General features: G+C 70.7%; 13 protein-coding genes. 4 read left to right on the top strand and 9 right to left on the bottom strand.

Features of this window, described 5'->3' with window-relative positions; genetic code table 11:
* Nucleotides 1-15: 15 nt before the first annotated feature.
* The gene (locus tag FDA94_RS27055; RefSeq protein ID WP_083976857.1) at nt 16-381 is read left to right on the top strand and encodes a hypothetical protein; all 366 of its coding nucleotides are present in this window, start codon (nt 16-18) and stop codon (nt 379-381) included.
* 9 nt (nt 382-390) lie between these two features.
* On the opposite strand, the gene FDA94_RS27050 is transcribed toward FDA94_RS27055, so the two are convergent.
* Nucleotides 391-2,847, bottom strand: a complete 2,457-nt coding sequence (locus tag FDA94_RS27050) for an SCO7613 C-terminal domain-containing membrane protein (RefSeq protein WP_137249892.1) — start codon at nt 2,845-2,847, stop codon at nt 391-393.
* A gap of 110 nt (nt 2,848-2,957) precedes the next feature.
* Nucleotides 2,958-3,947 carry a hypothetical protein gene (locus FDA94_RS27045; protein WP_137249891.1) on the bottom strand — a complete coding sequence of 330 codons (990 nt, stop codon included), beginning with the start codon at nt 3,945-3,947 and terminating at the stop codon, nt 2,958-2,960.
* A 92-nt stretch (nt 3,948-4,039) separates the two neighbouring features.
* Here FDA94_RS27045 and FDA94_RS27040 point away from each other — a divergent pair, with 92 nt between their 5' ends.
* Together FDA94_RS27040 and FDA94_RS27035 are read left to right on the top strand one after the other, a co-directional pair.
* Entirely contained in the window at nt 4,040-5,011 is a 972-nt protein-coding gene (locus tag FDA94_RS27040; RefSeq protein ID WP_137249890.1) for an aldo/keto reductase, read from the top strand.
* A gap of 521 nt (nt 5,012-5,532) precedes the next feature.
* Entirely contained in the window at nt 5,533-5,943 is a 411-nt protein-coding gene (locus FDA94_RS27035) for a hypothetical protein (protein ID WP_137249889.1), read from the top strand.
* A gap of 285 nt (nt 5,944-6,228) precedes the next feature.
* Here FDA94_RS27035 and FDA94_RS27030 read toward each other — a convergent pair whose 3' ends face one another.
* The 4 genes from FDA94_RS27030 to FDA94_RS27015 form a co-directional block, all read right to left on the bottom strand.
* A complete protein-coding gene (locus tag FDA94_RS27030; protein ID WP_137249888.1) occupies nt 6,229-7,467 on the bottom strand; it encodes an MFS transporter in 1,239 nt (412 codons plus the stop codon).
* A gap of 149 nt (nt 7,468-7,616) precedes the next feature.
* On the bottom strand, nt 7,617-8,078 hold the full coding sequence (locus FDA94_RS27025) for a MarR family winged helix-turn-helix transcriptional regulator (RefSeq protein WP_137249887.1): 462 nt from the start codon (nt 8,076-8,078) through the stop codon (nt 7,617-7,619).
* Nucleotides 8,079-8,196: 118 nt separating this feature from the next.
* A complete protein-coding gene (locus FDA94_RS27020; protein ID WP_246060176.1) occupies nt 8,197-10,137 on the bottom strand; it encodes an endo-1,4-beta-xylanase in 1,941 nt (646 codons plus the stop codon).
* A gap of 145 nt (nt 10,138-10,282) precedes the next feature.
* A complete protein-coding gene (locus tag FDA94_RS27015) occupies nt 10,283-11,755 on the bottom strand; it encodes an NCS2 family permease (RefSeq protein ID WP_137249886.1) in 1,473 nt (490 codons plus the stop codon).
* 136 nt (nt 11,756-11,891) lie between these two features.
* Here FDA94_RS27015 and FDA94_RS27010 point away from each other — a divergent pair, with 136 nt between their 5' ends.
* A complete protein-coding gene (locus FDA94_RS27010; protein ID WP_137249885.1) occupies nt 11,892-12,155 on the top strand; it encodes a DUF2530 domain-containing protein in 264 nt (87 codons plus the stop codon).
* Here the strand turns inward: FDA94_RS27010 and FDA94_RS27005 are convergent.
* Genes FDA94_RS27005 through FDA94_RS26995 form a run of 3 tightly spaced genes read right to left on the bottom strand, consistent with a single transcriptional unit; the run spans nt 12,097 to nt 16,733 of the window.
* Entirely contained in the window at nt 12,097-12,837 is a 741-nt protein-coding gene (locus FDA94_RS27005; RefSeq protein ID WP_137249884.1) for an SAM-dependent methyltransferase, read from the bottom strand. The two genes, FDA94_RS27010 and FDA94_RS27005, sit on opposite strands and share 59 nt — an antisense overlap.
* A gap of 12 nt (nt 12,838-12,849) precedes the next feature.
* Nucleotides 12,850-15,939 carry a sacsin N-terminal ATP-binding-like domain-containing protein gene (locus FDA94_RS27000; protein ID WP_137249883.1) on the bottom strand — a complete coding sequence of 1,030 codons (3,090 nt, stop codon included), beginning with the start codon at nt 15,937-15,939 and terminating at the stop codon, nt 12,850-12,852.
* Nucleotides 15,940-15,965: 26 nt separating this feature from the next.
* Nucleotides 15,966-16,733 carry a DUF3027 domain-containing protein gene (locus FDA94_RS26995; RefSeq protein ID WP_137249882.1) on the bottom strand — a complete coding sequence of 256 codons (768 nt, stop codon included), beginning with the start codon at nt 16,731-16,733 and terminating at the stop codon, nt 15,966-15,968.
* Between the last annotated feature and the right edge of the window lie 19 nt (nt 16,734-16,752).

Here is a 16,752-nt window from a genome sequence, read left to right as displayed (position 1 = left end):
GATAATATCGAACACGTGTACGTTCCACCGGGATGGCCACCCGAAGTACGCCCACCGGGCAGCCCCGACTGGCAGACGTCGGCCGTCAACTGGCTGCTCGACGCGGTGCCGCCCGACTACCGCGCCTACGGGGTGCTGCGCCGGCATCCGCTCGCGCTGGCCCGCATGGCCGGCCACACCGTGCGCGCCCAGGTCGAGGGCGCGCGGGCGGGCTACCGCGACGCCGCCGTCGACCTGAAGGAGCACCTGCCGCCCCACGTGGTCGAGGCGGTCCTGGAGGTCTACCGCCGCGAGGGTCCCCGGCTCGTGGCCCTGGCCGAGTCGATCGCCCTGGTCGAACGAGCGCTCCGGGGAGAAGAGTTCGTAGAAGGGAGACGCTGACGGCAGGCTTCACCGCAGACCCCGGATCGCCGCGCCGACCCGCTTGACGTCGCGGATCCGGCTCTCGTACGTCGCCCCGACCAGCAGCAACAGCAGCCCGCCCACGGCCATCGGCACCCACCGGGGAACCAGGAGCACCAGGTCGGCCACCCAGGGCGCGATCTCGTGCACGGTCACCGCCGCGAGCGTGAACCCGCCGAGCACGGCGGGCGCCTGCAGCCGCCGCAGCGCCCCGACGACCAGCACGCCCAGCGCCGCGATCCCGAGCGCCAGCGGCCTGGCCCACCCTTCGGGCTGGTCGTAGAGCACGAACAGGCTCGGCAGCAGCGTGAACGTCAGCCCCGCGCCGTAGGCCCGCCACGACGACCCGGTCCGCGCCTTCCACCACCCGAACACCAGCAACACGGCCGAGAACGGCGCCGTGTAGGCCTCGACGAGCGTGACGTCCTCGGCGTAGAGCCGCGCCCACGAGGCCGTCAGCAGCAGCGCGGTGGCCAGGTACCCGACCTTCCCACGCTCCTTCCGCAGCGCCACCCCCGCCGCGATCACCCCGGCGGCGGCGGCCGCGAGACTGAACATCCTCAGGTCGTGTACGACCGCCAGCCCCGCCACCCCGAGCACCCCGGCCCCGATCTCGGTCCGCCGCCAGGGCGCCGCGGCGGCGGCCACCGCGAGCAGCACGAACGTGAGGAACCGAGGCTGAAGGTCGGCCGCGAGCCAGGCCGCCACCGCGAACCCGCCGGCGTAGACCACCCCGACGTTGGCCGCCCAGGTCCGCGACTTCTCTGTCCGGTACGCGACCCCCGCCGCGATCAGAGCCGACGCGGCCAGTACGACGAGCGTCGCCGTCTCACTGACCAGCCCCCACACCACGGCGACCACGCTGACGCCGAGGGCGAGCCGGGCGAACGCGGGCTGCGGCACGGCCGCGATCCCGGCGGTCAGCGCCAGCAGCACCACGATCATGACCGGGTAGGGCAGGTCGAACACCGGCGGCACGAACGCCACCGCCAGCGCCCCCACCAGCACCGCGACGACCTTCTGCTTCACCGTCAGCGCCAGCGCGGCGGCGATCAGCACGAGCAGCAGCAGATCGGGCACCCCCGGCACCCACGGCGACCGGCTGAGGTAGTCGCCCGCCCCCGCGCCCCAGCTCGCCGACCAGACGCCGTGCCCCCAGTCGAGCGGCCCGCGCAGCACGATCAGCACCGGCGCCAGCACGCCGATCGACGTCACCGCCCCCACGACCAGCGCGGTGGTCCTGGCCCGCCCCCGCAGCACCAGCGCGAACACCCCCGCCGCCACCGGCGCGACCAGGACGACCCACGCGAACGGCACGACCACCGCGACCGGCGCCCGCACCGCGAACACCCCCGCGACGACGCCCCCGACGATCGGGACCAGCGGGAACTTCTTCGCCCTGCGGGCCATGAACCCCGCCTCGGCGGCGGCCACGGCCAGGATGACGGCGTAGGCGACCGCCTTGGCCAGGTCGTCGAGGTAGGCCATCGACTGGAAGAGCGCGATGTAGACGCCGATCGCCCAAGTGGCGATCAGCCCGACCAGGGCGACCTTGCGGCGGGCCCAGGTCCAGACGGCGACGTCGAACGCGGCGGTGAGGATCAGCGCCGCAGCGGCGTGCGCGACGGTCTCGTCGGCGATGAAGACGATCAGCGGGAACTGGGCGAGCCCGATGGCGATCGGGACCGGAAGCGACAACCTGGCGTAGCCGCCGTAGAGGGCGAACACCCCCGCGGCGAGCGCGATCAGCACCGCCGTGTACGGCAGCGAGTCGACCCTCGGCTCGAACCAGACCTGGTAGGCGGCGTAGCCGTCGAGCAGGAACAGCGCCAGCCCGAGGATCGCGACCGTCTCGGCGGTCGCCTTGAGATTGCGCCTGACCAGCAGGAACGGCGCCGCGAAGGTCAACGCGGTGAACCCGGCCAGAATGGCGGCACGCCCCCCGATCCCGACGGACCCCCAGCTCACGATCGTGAACACGAACGCCGCCACGACGAGCAGCAGCCCGCCGAGCCCGAGCAGCAGATTCCGGACGGCGGAGGGCGACATCTCCCGCTGGGGCGCGACGTCTCCATGGAAACCGGGCTGCCCCTGCGCACCCACCGGCCGCCCCAGCGGCATCCCGTGCTGATCGGCGCGCCCCTGCGCGCCCGCCGGCCGGTCTTCTTCGGCTTGCGCCGGGCCGCTCGTCGGCGCCTGGGCTCCCCCGGCCCAGGCGCCGGTGGGCTGGTGCTCTCCGGCGGCGCGGAGCGCGGTGAGCAGCTCCGCCCTCCTGCCGAGCAGCCGGGCCTCGCGCCCCCGTAGATCGTTCAGAGCGAGGTCGAGCTGCCACAACTCGGCCGCGATCGGGCCGTGGAGCGGAAGCTCGCAGGCCGGGCAGCGGCGAGGTGACCCGTCGATTGGGGCACCGCAGTCGGGGCAGGCAGGAGAGCCGGCGGAGTGCATACGGGAACGATCTCGCTTGACCGCATGTCGGCGCTATGGAGCACCTACTCAATTCGCGATGAGTATCCCGGTATGTGGATGACAAAAGCGCTCAGATCACCGCGAGATGACTACCGCCCGGCCCAGCGCGCGATGCCGACGATGATCCCGACCGCCCCGACCGCCACGCCGAGCCACAACGCGATCATGAGCCCCGTGTCCGCCCCCTGCGACTCGACGGCCACCGGCTGCGTCGAGGGGCTCGGCTTGGGGGCCTCGGGGGTGGGCGAGGGGCTCGGGACGGCGCTCTCCGGCAGGGGAACCCGCACGACCGGGCTGCGCCCGCCCTCCGACCCCGTCAGCAGCGACTTCCCGTCGGCCGAGTAGGTGATCGACTCCGCCTGCCGCAGCATGGGCATCGCCACCCCCGAGATCTCGTCGTCGATCTTCCGGTAGAGGGTCGCCGAGAAGTAGGTCCGGATCACGAAACTCGACCCGTCCGGCGCGAAGGCCGCGTCGGTCGCCATGGTCGGGGCCGACCCCACCCGCTTCAGCACGTTCACCTGGTCGGTTCGCAACTGCTTGGGCGCGGCGTAGATGAGCCCGTCGAACTCCTTGGTCACCACGTAGAGCCGCCCTGTCCGGGGGTCGACCATGAGACCTTCGGCGTTCCGCGCCTGGTCGGCGTACCGGAACCGGTATCTCACCGCCGAGACGGTGCCGCCGCGCAGCCGGGCCGGCTCTGTCACCTTGTAGACGGAGATGTCGGGCCACGCCCCGTCGAGATTGTCGCCGATGTCGCCGAAGAACAGCACCCCGCGCCCCGACCGGTCGCGGTAGGCCGCCATGCCCTCCCAGTCGCGGGCCTCGGCGTTCGCGACCGTGTACGCCGCCTTGGTCCGCCCCGTCGCGGAGTCGACGGCGTAGAAGACGGCCCCGGCGTCGCTGTCGTTGTGGGTGTAGACGATCCCGGGATGCGTGGGCGAGACGGCCAGCCCGCTCGACTCGGTGATCCGGGGGTCGGTGAACTCGAACAGCTCGTCGTCGTCGGCGTGCGCCGGAACCACCCACAGAACCGCGACCAGCAAGGCCAGCCCGATCCCCCGAAATGTCCACCCCATGGGAGACATCCTGCCTTGTCGAATGGCCGCGCCTGCGGCGCGGCGGGGAGAGGGCTGGCCTGGAGTCCACTCCAGGTTCCTATGGTGGAAGCATGGACTACGCGCAGCTCGGTCGTACCGGACTCAAGGTCAGCAAGCTCTGCCTGGGCACGATGAACTTCGGCCCGCAGACGTCGGAGGAGGACTCCTTCGCGATCATGGATCGCGCCCATGAGCTGGGCATCAACTTCTTCGACACCGCCAACGTCTACGGATGGGTGAAGGGCGAGGGAGTCACCGAACAGATCATCGGCCGGTGGTTCGCCCAGGGTGGCGGCCGCCGCGAGAAGACCGTCATCGCCACCAAGCTCTACGGTTCGATGGGCGACTGGCCCAACGAGACGTTCCTCTCGGCGCTGAACATCCGCCGCGCCTGCGACGCCTCACTGAAGCGCCTGCAGACCGACTACATCGACGTCTACCAGGCCCACCACGTCGACCGGAACACCCCCTTCGATGAGTTCTGGGAGGCTATGGAGGTCCTGCGCCAGCAGGGCAAGATCCTTTACGTGGGCTCGTCGAACTTCGCCGGCTGGCACATCGCCAAGGCTCAAGAGACGGCCCGCCGCCGCAACTTCCTCGGCCTGGTCAGCGAGCAGTCGAAGTACCACTTGCTGGAGCGCTCGGTCGAACTCGAAGTCCTCCCGGCGTGCGAGGACTACGGCCTGGGCGTCATCCCGTGGAGCCCCCTGGCGGGCGGCCTGCTCGGCGGCGTCCTGCGGAAGATCGACAAGGGCCGCAGCGCCACCGAGGACATGCTCCAGAGCCTGGAGAAGGTCCGCCCCCAGATCGAGCAGTGGGAGGCCTTCTGCGACGACCTGGGCGAAGACCCCGCCAACGCGGGCCTCGCCTGGCTCCTCCACCAGAAGGCCGTCACCGCCCCGATCATCGGCCCCCGCACCGCCGACCAGCTCAACGGCTCCCTGCGCGCCCTGGAGATCAAGTTCGACGACAAGGCCCTGGCCCGCATCGACGAGATCTTCCCCGGCCCCGGCGGCACCGCCCCCGAGGCCTACGCCTGGTAAAGGAAAGCCCGGTGCGGCAGCTCGCCGCACCGGACTTCCAGGGTCTTCCGGTGACGGCTCCGCTTGCCCGGGCTTCAGGATTGATCACGCAGGCGCGGGCGGTAACCCTCTATCGGTGCTGCCATGGGGCACGGTGCCGTCATAACTGCCGGACGCCAAGGTGGAGCCGTCCGCGCGAAAGCCAGAGCGCGAATGCCTTCAGGATGGCCGGTGAGAGTCGCGCCAATGGCGCGGGTGGCCGCGTTCTGAGGGCCAAGACGGCGACGGTGATTCCCAGGAGGACTGCGGCTTGTGAATCCACGCTACAACCGGGCGGTGTCATAGGGATCTCCTGGAAGAGACCGTTTCGTTCGCTCCCGCGAACCGGCAGGGGCCGCGTTGCCATCTGTGAGAACAATTCGGCGACTCGACCTGAAGCGATGCGGCAGCATGAGAAGGGCGATCTCAGTCTGGTTGGCTCTTTTCCGGGAGTGGCAATGACTGTCTCAGCTCGGTCCGGAACTTCTCCGGGTGACGATGGCATGGAGATCACCATTAGCCTGACCGCGGCCGAAGTCAGGTGTATCGGCGATGACGCACTCAAGCTGACGGAAATCCTCGACAGCCACTTGTGGGCTATGGCCATGCTTCGGACCGGGGTCAACTTCCGCGATTCGGGCTCTCTTCCGCCGACGCTTGGTGATTGGGCGGCAGTGCTGTGGGGCGGGGGTCGCCTTACGCCTCGTCTTCAGGGCATCCGCAGTGGGGCGATCCGAGCCTTCATGGCGGCGGGAGGGACCGAGGAGCGTCTGGCCGACGTACTGGGTCTGGATCGGCCCACCGTGGAAGAGGTCCTGGGGAGGTTGAGAGCCGGTGACAATGGTGACACCAGTGACTTTGAGCTATGGGCCATGACGCGAAAGCCTGAAGATCGCGCCGGAGAGAGTGCGTGAACCGTCGGCCGCGATAGGCCGGTCCTATGGCCGGACAGCGGATGCGCCGTAGGCACTTGAGCGAATGCCGTTATCGGTCCCCTGCTCCCTGGCAGGTCACCGCCGGGGAGCAGAGAGGCTGAGCCACGAGCGCCCCGGCCGCCGCGCCGAAGGCGCGGCCTTTAGACAAGCGCGCCCACGACGACGAGCAGCATCAGCAAGCCGAGTACGGTCGGCAGCAGCCAGCGGCGGGGACGGTCCACGGCGTCGAGCCTAGCCAAGCCCATGGGGTGCCGCTGACCATCCTCAGACCGCGATCGACGCGGTGGCCGCATTCAGGGCCACCGCCTTACGCGCCGCGACCAGTCGGGTGATCAGCACGGCCATCGCCACCCCGGTCAGGCTGAGCAGGCCGGAGACCATGATCCCGACCCGCGGACCGGCCATTTCGGCGATCCAGCCGATCAGCGGGGCGCCGATCGGAGCCCCGGCGGTGAAGACCAGGACGTAGATCCCCATCACCCGTCCGCGCATCTCGCTGGACGCCCCGAGCTGCAGGGTCGAGTTGGCCATGGTCTGCACGGTGATCATCGCCAAGCCGGCCGGGACGAGTGCGATCAGGAAGGCCCAGTACGCCGGCGTCACCGCCGCCGCGATCTGGGCGGCCCCGAAGGCGACGCCCGCGGCGACCATCATCCGCCGCGACGGGGTGACCCGGCGGGCCGCCAGGAGCGCCCCCACGACGGCCCCGATGGCGAACGCGCTGCTGCCGATCCCGAACGCCGACGCCCCCGCGTCGAACACCTCGGTCGCCATCAGCGCGATCGACGTGGTGAAGCTCTGCGCGAAGACCGCGACGAAGCCGACCATGAGCACCGGGAGCAGCAGTTCGGGCTTGCCCATCACGTATCGGACGCCTTCTCTGGCCTGTCCCTTGCCGCGCTTGACCGGCTCGGGGGTGCGCAGTTCGGCCGTGCGCATCAGCAGCATGCCGCCGATGGTGAAGGCGAAGGTGAGGGCGTTGACCAGGAACAGCGGGCCGGTGCCGCCCAGCCAGTTGATCAGGAGCCCGGCGACGGCCGGGCCGACCACGCGGGCCAGGTTGAACGAGGAGCTGTTGAGGGCGATGGCGTTCGAGAGGTCGTCGCGGCCGACCATCTCGACCACGAACGACTGCCGGGTGGGCACCTCGACGCAGGCCAGCAGCCCGAGCGTGAAGGCCATGACGTAGACGTGCCAGACCTGGGCCTGCCCGGTGACGGTCAGCACACCCATGGCCAGCGCGAGCGCCGCCATCAGCGTCTGGGCGGTCATCAGCAGGCGCCGTTTCGGGACGCGGTCGGCGAGCACGCCGCCCCACATCCCGAACAGCATGATCGGCAGGAACTGGAGCGCCACCGTGATGCCGAGCGCGGTGCCCGACCCACCGGTCAGGCTCAGCACGAGCCAGTCCTGGGCGGTGCGCTGCATCCAGGTCCCGACGTTGGAGACCACGCTGCCGGAGAGGAAGAGCCGGTAGTTGAAGTTCCGCAACGACCGGAACATGCCGGACTTCTCCGGCCTGTCACCAACGGCCTCGGCCGCGGGAGCAGGCGTCTCCGCCGCCGAGGCGTCGTCGAGGGAGGCTGGGCCGGGCTCCCGAACCGCCCCAGCGCCCGTCCACTTCGCCAAATCGGCCGCGCTGCGCAGCCGTCTCACATTTGGGAGAGCTTTTCCAGGATGGGGGCGGCCCGACGCAGGATCGCCTTCTCCTCCGGTGTCAGCTCGCCGAGTCGCTGGGCCAGCCAGGCCTCCTTGCGGCGGCGTTCCTCTTTCAGCAGGGCGGCGCCCGCCGGGGTGACCGACAGGGTCACCTGACGACGGTCGGTGGGGTGGGGGGACCGGGCCAGCAGGCCGCGTTCCTCCAGATGGCTGACCACCCTGGTCATCGAGGGGGGCTGCACCTTCTCGTGCTCGGCCAGCTCGCCGGGGGTCATCGTGGTGTGCCGCTCGACGGCGGCCAGGGCCGCGAGCTGCGTGGGCGTCAGGATGTGACCCACGGCCTGCTTGCGCAGGCGACGGGTCAGCCGGGCCAGCGACACGCGCAGCGCGGACGCCAGACCGGCGTCGCTGCGCAGGTTCGCAGCCGGATCCGTGTTCTGAGGATTCGTTAGCATGAGTCATTACCTTTGCTAACTATATGGCACACCTTGGCATTCCTGCTCAGGGATACCTTCCCCGAAAAGGCCGGGCACGGCCCCCGAAGGAGACCGTGCCCGGGTCAAGAATCGAGCATCAGGCGCAGGTGTAACCCGACGCCGTCGAGGTGTCGCCGGTCGGACGCGCCACCTGGAAGCCGAACGTCGTGCTCGCGCCGGAGCCGAGGTTGCCGTTGTAGGCGGCGTTGCGCGCCGTCACCGTGTTCCCGGACACCGTGAGGACGGCGTTCCAGGAGCCGACGATGGAGTGGCCGGAGGGCAGGGTGAAGGTCACCGTCCACGAGGTGCGCGACGAGCTGCCGTTGGTCACGGTCACCGGCTGCACGACGTAACCGCCGCCCCACTGGGTCTGGATGGTGCCGGTGGCGCTGCAGCCGCCGGAGCTGCCGCCCGTGGTGGTGAAGGTGACCGAGGTCGAGTTCCCCGACAGGTTGCCCGCCCCGTCACGCGCCCGGACGTAGACCGTGTAGGCCGTGTTGGCCGACAGCCCGGTCAGGGCCACCGAGTTCGTCGTGGACGTCGCGATCTGCGTACCGGAGGAGTTGTAGACGTTGTAACCGGCCAGACCCGAGCCGCCCGAGTCGGTCGACGCCGTCCACGACAGCGTGGCGCCCGACGAGGTGATGCTGGAAGCCGTGGGGGTGCCGGGGGTGGTGGGGGCGGTGGTGTCGCTGCTGCCGCCCGTGGTGGTGAAGGTGACCGAGGTCGAGTTCCCCGACAGGTTGCCCGCCCCGTCACGCGCCCGGACGTAGACCGTGTAGGCCGTGTTGGCCGACAGCCCGGTCAGGGTCACCGAGTTGGTGGTGGAGGTCGCGATCTGCGTACCGGAGGAGTTGTAGACGTTGTAACCGGCCAGACCCGAGCCGCCCGTGTCGGTCGACGCGGTCCACGACAGGGTGGCGCCCGAGGAGGTGACGCTGGACGCGGTCGGGGCGCCCGGTGTCGAAGGTGCCGTGGTGTCGTTCGGGGTGCCGTTGTCGAGGGCGTTGTGGACCGCCGTGTACGACGGCTTCTGCGAGTAGTTGTTGTCGTAGATCAGCGCGAAGCCCTCACCCGGGAAGGTGTCCGGGACCCACGAGTACTTGTCGGTGAAGCCCCAGATGGTCACGCCGGCGCAGGCCGTGACCGCGAGGCAGGCGTTCACCACGTTGGTGTAGTAGGTCGCCTGCTGGGTGTCCTTGGCCGAGGTGCGCGAGCCCTGGATGCGGACGTCGAGCTCGGTGATCCTGACCTGGACGCCGAGGTTGGCGAAGCGCTGCAGGTTCTGCTGGAGGTCGTTCGGGAAGCCGTACTGGGTGGAGAGGTGCGACTGGAAGCCCACGCAGTCCACCGGCACGTTCTGCGAGCGGAGCTGCGAGACCAGGTTGTACATCGCGGTGCTCTTCGCGTTGATGCCCTCGACGTTGTAGTCGTTGATGCACAGCCGCGCGTCGGGGTCGGCGGCGCGGGCGGCGCGGAAGGCGTCGGCGATGAAGCCGGAGCCCAGCGTGTTGTACCAGAAGGACGAACGGAAGCTGCCGTTCTCCTCGAAGACCTCGTTCACCACGTCCCACGAGACGACCGTGGGGTTGTTGGCGTAACGGCCCACCACCGTCGCGATGTGCTCGTTCATCGCGGCGCGCATGTTGGTGGCCGACAGGCCCTGCACCCAGCCCGGCGTCTGGTTGTGCCAGACGAGGGTGTGACCGTGCACCTGCTGGTTGTTCGCGGTGGCGAAGTTGACGATCTGGTCGGCGCCCGAGAACGTGTACTGGTTGTCGTTCGGCTCGGTGTCGCTCCACTTCATCGCGTTCTCGGCGGTGATCTGGTTGAACTCACCGGCCGCGATGTTCCGGTACGCCGTCTCGTTGGCGAGCGGCGAGGTGGCGAGCGCGGTGCCGATGAACTTGCCGCGCGCTTGGGCGTGCACGCGCAACGCCGCGTCGGCCGAGGCCGGCGTGGCGACGAGCACCGTCGCGGCGGCCGAGGCGAGGGCGCAGGCCGCCGCCGCCAGGGAACGCCATGTGAAGGTACGCACTGGATCTCCTGTTCCGAAACCTTTCGGTAACTCCCGTGTCGCACGGAAGGCTAGAATTGGCCGTAAAACACGGTCAATGCGCTATCCGTGCGACGTGGGGAGTCCTGCGGAGATCCGGCAATCTATCGGCAAATAGTTGAAAGTTTCAGAAGCCGAAGAGGATCTTGATCGGGCCGAGCGCGAAGTAGATCGTGAACAGCACCGCCACCAGCCACATGAGCGGGTGCACCTCGGACGTCTTCCCCTTCACCGCCTTGATCAGCACATACGTGATGAACCCGGCCCCGATGCCGTTGGCGATCGAGTAGGTGAACGGCATCAGCACGATCGTGAAGAACGCCGGGATCGCGATCTCCAGGTCGGTGAAGTCGATCTCCCGGATCGAGGTCATCATCAGGAAGCCGACCACCACCAGCGCGGGCGCCGCGGCCTCGTACGGGATGATGTTGACCAGCGGCGCGAGGAACATCGACGCGAGGAACAGCAGACCGGTCACCACCGAGGCGAGCCCGGTCCGCGCGCCCTCGCCGACGCCCGAGGCCGACTCGATGTAGGTCGTGTTCGACGACACCGACGCGGCGCCGCCGGCGGCGGCCGCGATCGAGTCGACCAGCAGGATCTCCTTGGTCTTCGGCAGCGTGCCGTCGTCCTGCACCAGGTTCGCCTGCTTGCCGACGCCCACGATGGTGCCCATCGTGTCGAAGAAGTCGGTGATCAGCAGCGTGAACACCAGCAGCACGGCCAGCACGACCGACAGCTTGGTGAACGCCCCGAACAGGCTGAACTGGCCGATCAGCGAGAAGTCGGGCAGCGCGAAGATCTGGTCGAGCCCCGGCAGCGCGGGCACGTTGAGGCCGAAGCCCTGCGGGTTGGTCTTGTCGCCGTCGACGGCCGGGCCAATGTTCCCGATCGCCTGGACGATGATCGCGAAGATCGTCGCGCCGACGATGCCGATCAGGATCGCGCCCTTCACCTTCCGCGCCACCAGCAGGACGGTGCCGAGCAGGCCGACCACGAACACCAGGATCGGCCAGCTGGTCAGCCCGCCGCCGATGCCCAGCTCCAGGGGCGGCGCCGGGGCGGCCGTCTTGCGCACGAATCCGGCGTCCACGAAGCCGATGAGCGCGATGAACAGGCCGATGCCCACCGAGATCGCGGTCTTCAGGCTCGCCGGGATGGCGTGGAAGACGGCCGTCCGGAACCCGGTCAGCACCAGCACCAGGATGACCAGGCCTTCGAGGACCACCAGGCCCATGGCGTCCTCCCAGGACACCTCGGAGGCGATGCTGTAGGCGACCAACGCGTTGATGCCCAGGCCCGCCGCCAGGGCGAAGGGCACGTTCGCCACCACGCCCATCAGAATGGTCAGCAGGCCGGCCACCAGCGCCGTCGCGACGGCGATCAGCGAGAGGTTGGGAGCGGACCCGTCGCCGAGGAACTGGCCGTCGGCGTCCTGGACGAAGCCCAGGATGATCGGGTTGAGCACGACGATGTAGGCCATCGTGAAGAACGTGGCCAGACCACCACGGACCTCAGCGCCGACCGACGAACCCCGAGCCGAAATCTTGAAATAGGTGTCGAGGAAACTGCTGCTTTGGGGGGTTTTGACATCACTCACGTGCGCAGAGTGACACCCCTTACCACCAGGGAAAAGACCTAGGTCGCCGACGTGACTTTTTCGTTGCGGTTTCGTACGCGACCCGCGTCGAACCTCACCTGAGCCAGTTGTGACCTGCCGGATTTAGGCTGACAGGGTGACCCGACAGCGGCGGCCCGATCCAGAGCCCCTCAAGACCAACGACTCCGCCACGATCACGGTCGGCATCGTCCTGTGGGCGATCGCCCTCATCGTCATGCTGATCGTCCGGCCCGACCAGGGCTGGTACGCCTGGACCTGCGTGGCCGGGATCGGCATGGGCTTCTTCGGGCTCTGGTTCGTCCGCCGGCGCGACCGCAAGGTCAGCTCGTCCGCTTCAGCAGAAGCGTCACAAAGCCCAGCACCCCCCGGTAGCCCTTGAGCCACATGTCGCGGTGGGCCAGCGCCGCCGCCCGCGCCGTGTCGCCGTCGGGGCCGGGGTGGTCGACCGCCCAGCGCAGCAGGCTGCCGGTCCACGACCACTCGTAGTCGTCCCACTCGGACAGTTCGCTCGTGTAGGCGTAGACGGTCGCGTAGCCCGCGCTCTCGGCCCGCTCGACGGTGCCGGCCAGGTCGGCGTACTCCCCCGGTTCGGCGCCCAGCGTGATCAGCGTCTCGGCGTTCGGCGGGACCTCCCAGAAGCCCTCTCCGATCAGCGCCAGGCCGCCCGGCTTGAGGTGCTCCTTGAGCGCGTTGGCGGTCTCGACCAGGCCGCCGTAGGCGTGCGTCGCGCCGACGCACATGACCAGGTCGTAGAGGCCGTTCTTGTAGTCGGCGGCCGGCGTGTGGTGCAGGGTGAGCTGGTGGTCGAGGCCCTGCCGCTCGGCCATGATCCGGCACGACTCCAGGCCCTCGCGATGCACGTCGACCGCGTCGGCGGTCGCGTCCTCGTGCATGGCCAGGGCGCGGAGCGTCCAGACGCCGTGGCCGCAGCCGATGTCGAGGACGCGCGGCTGGGCGCCGAGCTTGGCCCGGCGCAGGATGCGCGTGACCGTCTGACCGCTCACCGGAGCGGCGATCGGGTGGTCGGTGTGCGCGATGTGACTGATCAGGTGACGTTCCACCCTGGCAGTGTTTCAGCCGTCGAGGTCGGCCTCCGCCAGCAGGAGCGGAACCCGGCCGGGATCGCGCAGCAGCGCCTCGACCGCGAGCCGGTCGCCCCACTGCCCCGCCGCCCACGCGAGCCCGCGCGCCAGCCCCTCGACGCCGGACGCGTGCACCCGGCCCTCGAAGAACCGCCACGGCACCGGCCTGCCGTCGACGAGCAGCTCCTCATGCCGCGTGTACGAACTGGGCGCCCCCGGCAGCAGCCTGCGCACCTGAGGGGGCACGGGGGTCTCCTCCCCCGACGACGTGACGTCGCCGGTGACGACCTCGCCGACCAGCGGCAGGTCGAGCACCTCCGACAGCGCCTCGGCCTGGTCGAAGCCGACCAGCACGAGCGGCCGGTCGGCCACCAGGGCGAGCAGGTCGGGGGCCTCGACGACCACCGGTTCGAGCTCGCCGTCGACGTCGGCGACCACGATCTCGCCGTTCTGCACCGCCCGGACCGCCGCCGGAGGGCTGACCCGTTCGGGGCTGACCTCGGCCAGCGCCTTCCACAGGGCGCGGAGCTGGGCCCGGTCGACGGGCCGCGCGGCGTCGGCCATCAGGTCGAGGAGCTCTTCGGGGCCGCCGTGCGAGGCGAGCAGGTCGGCCAGGGTGGAGCGGACCCCGATCATCGTGAGGGCGGCCTCGTCGGCGACGGGGGGCGCGTCGGCGTACAGGCCGAAGAGCAGGGGGTCGGCCGACGGCAGCCGCAGGGAGGTCGGCGGTTTCCCGTCGATCACGGGGTGGTGCGCCAGCCACCAGCCGGTGTAGGAGGGCACCTCGTGGACCTCGCCGCCCGCGACCACCCGCATCGGCTGCAGGGCGGCGCGCAGCGGCGGCCGGGCCAGCAGCGGCAGGGCGGCGGCCCAGTCGGCGACGTATTCGAGGTCGCGGATGGCGGTGAACTCGCGCGCCACGGGCGGCACGTCGAGCTCGGGCAGCAGGTCGAGGACGGCGTCGAGCCACTCGTCTTCACGGTCGAGGTCGTGGTCGCAGTCGTCGGGGTCGAGCACCACGTCGGCGTCGTTGACCACGGCGAACCCGTCGAGCACGCCGGCGGCGGCCAGCACCCGGGAACCGAACTTCTCCACCAGGTCGGGCGCCGCGAACGGGGCCTCCTGGTCGATCAGCCTGGCCAGGTCGCCGCCTTCGAGCAGCAGGTCGCCGGCGGCGTAGACCTCGCCGTCGGCGCCGCGCAGCGCCAGCGCGGCCAGCCAGGGCGCCTCACCGGCGGTCAGCCCGGCGGCGTCGACCAGGGCCAGCACCGCCTGCGCGACCGGCTCGGGGTCGGCCGACCCGGCCGACTCGGTGACGGCCGCGTGGGTGAGCGGGTCGTCGAGGACGGTGCGCGGCGTCGCCTCGGCCGCGCCCAGCCGCAGCAGCAGCGGGTGGGCGGCGTCGTGGTGGACGATCCGCAGGCCCAGCGGCGCCAGCAGCGCCGCGTCGAGCGCCTTCTCGCCGTCGGTCATGATGAGCGTGCCCCGGGCGCCCCGGACCAGCCGCCCGTCGGCCAGCGGCACCGCCACGGCCCCGACCGCTTCGAGGTCGTCGGCCGGGAGCACCTGGTAGAGCGCCCGCCACCAGGCCGGCTCACGGTCCTTCACGGCGTCGCCGGTGAGCATGTCGATCACGTCGGCCAGCTCGACCTTGCGGATGCCGAGGCCCGGCAGCGCGTGGTGGCGCACCGGCCACCCGGCCGGGAGCAGGCCCGGCACCATGTCGGCGATCATCGTCAGGAACTCGCCGGCCCCGGCCACCACCCGGGCGTCGCGCCCGGCGATGACCAGCTCGTCGTCCGCGGCGAAGGAGAGCGGCGCCAGCCCGTCGGCCGCGCGCCGGGCGTTGACGACCTCGGCGTAGCGCCCAGCGGGCTCCTCGGGCGCCGAGATCGCGGGCAGCAGCGGCAGGTCGGGCAGCAGGGCGAGGATCTCGCTCCGGATCGCCGCGTCGAGCTCGCCCTTCGCCAGCACCTGGGGCACCAGGTCGAGCAGCCGGGGCGTACGCGGCAGCGACCGCAGCAGGTCGCAGTAGACCTCGGCCGAGCGGCGCACCAGGAAGTCGGTCAGCGGGCCCGTCGCGACGTGACGCCGGTCGGTGGCCAGCGGGAACGTGGCGATCAGCAGGGCGGGCAGGTCGAGCGGCTCGTCGGAGGGCGTCGGCGCGTGCACCGCCGACGGCACGTCTTTCGGCAGCGGCAACGCCTCGCCGTCGCGCCGGGCCTGGTCGCCCCACGCACGCGCCTGCCCGTGGGCCACCGCCCCGGCGATCGGGACGGCCCAGCGCACCTGCCAGAACGGACGGGCCCGCTCTTCGGTCGGCCGGTCGGCGAACAGGTCGCCCACCTGCTCGGGCGTGAACTCGCCCGACGCCTCGACGACGTGCCACCCGGCGGCGGTCACGCTGCGCCAGACCCCGTCGACCTCGATGTCGATGGCCGACAGCGCGGGCATGACCAGCGGCAGCGCCGGGCTGGTCTCCTCGAGCATCCGCCGGACGGCGTCTTCGGCCGCGGCGTTGCGCAGGGGCAGGCGTACGACCGAGTCGAAGCCCTCGGGGACCGTCAGCTCGGCCGGGAACGGCAGCCGCAGCAGCGGCACGTGGCCCTCACGCCCGGCCAGTTCGTTCTCCAGTGAGGGGATCGCGGCGACCAGGTCGGTGGTCAGGGCGCGCGACCAGCGCACCCCGCCGGTCGCCCGGGAGGCGATGGCGGGGTCGTCGCTGACCGAGACGACGGCCGCGAAGCCGACGCCGAACCGCCCGGCCGCACCGGCCTCGTCGCGCTTGCCGGAGACCCGGAGCGTCGAGAGGCCCTCGACCCCGGCGGCGTCGAGCGGGGCGCCGGTGTTGGCGGCCTCGAGCACGCCCTCGCGCAGGGTCAGCCGCAGCCGGCCCGGCACCCCGGCGCTCTGCGCGGCGTCGGCCGCGTTCTGGGCCAGTTCGACGATCAGGCGGTCGCGGTAGCCGCCGAGGGCGAAATCCTCCTCGGCATTGGCGTCCTCGCGGAACCGGGCGGGCGAGGCCGTCCAGGCGGCGAGGACGTTCTCACGCATGCGGGTGGTGCCGAAGAAGTCGTTCATCACACGCTTCCGGGATTAAAGGGAGGTCAGCCTTCCGGCATGGGGTCGTAGCCCAGGTCGTCGAGGATCGGCTGTGGAGCCTCGCCCGCCGCCGACGGCGCCGGGGCCGCCTCGGAATGGGCGCCGCAGCCGTGGTCGGCGGCGACGACCTTACCGTCGTCGGGGGCGAACTCGTTGGCGCACACTCCGAAGCCCAGGCGCAGCGCACCGGCGAGAGGCCAGTAGAAACCACAGGTGGAGCACTGGGCGGGGGCCGCCGTCGCGAGCGGCGAATCGGGGCCGGATTCGCCGCTGTGCCAGCGGTTGACCGCCAGGTCGCGGCCGATGGCCGACAGGACCCGGGCCCGGCCGAGGCCGTATTCGAAGAGCATCTGGTGGTCGGTCTCGTCGTCGGCCTCGGCCTCGGCGGTGAAGCCGGGCGCGAGCCGGTCGTCGTCGGCCTCGGCCGGCAGCAGGTCGCCGGGCCCCAGGTCACCGGGGCGCAGACGGCGGCTCCACGGCACCCAGGTCGGCGCCAGCAGGGCGCCCTTGCCGGGCAGCAGCACGGTCTCACTGACGGTGACGGCCTTCGCACGCGAAGCACGGGCCACTGTGATCGCCCAGCGCCAGCCCTCGTATGCTCGATCGAGGCAGGCGAAATAGTGGGTGACCACCCGGTCGCCCTCCGCGTCGAAACCCAGGTGTTCGCCGACCTCACCCGGCCTGGCGATCCCCTCGGCCGCAGAACGAGCCAGGTCGACGGCGGCGGCGCAGGCCTGGTCAGCGGCGGGGGTTCTCACGCGGGTACGGCTCACACTCCATTTTCACCTACCT

Source organism: Herbidospora galbida (assembly GCF_005233835.1).
Classification (GTDB): Bacteria; Actinomycetota; Actinomycetes; order Streptosporangiales; family Streptosporangiaceae; genus Herbidospora; species Herbidospora galbida.
This window is presented reverse-complemented; position numbering and strand designations above follow the sequence as displayed.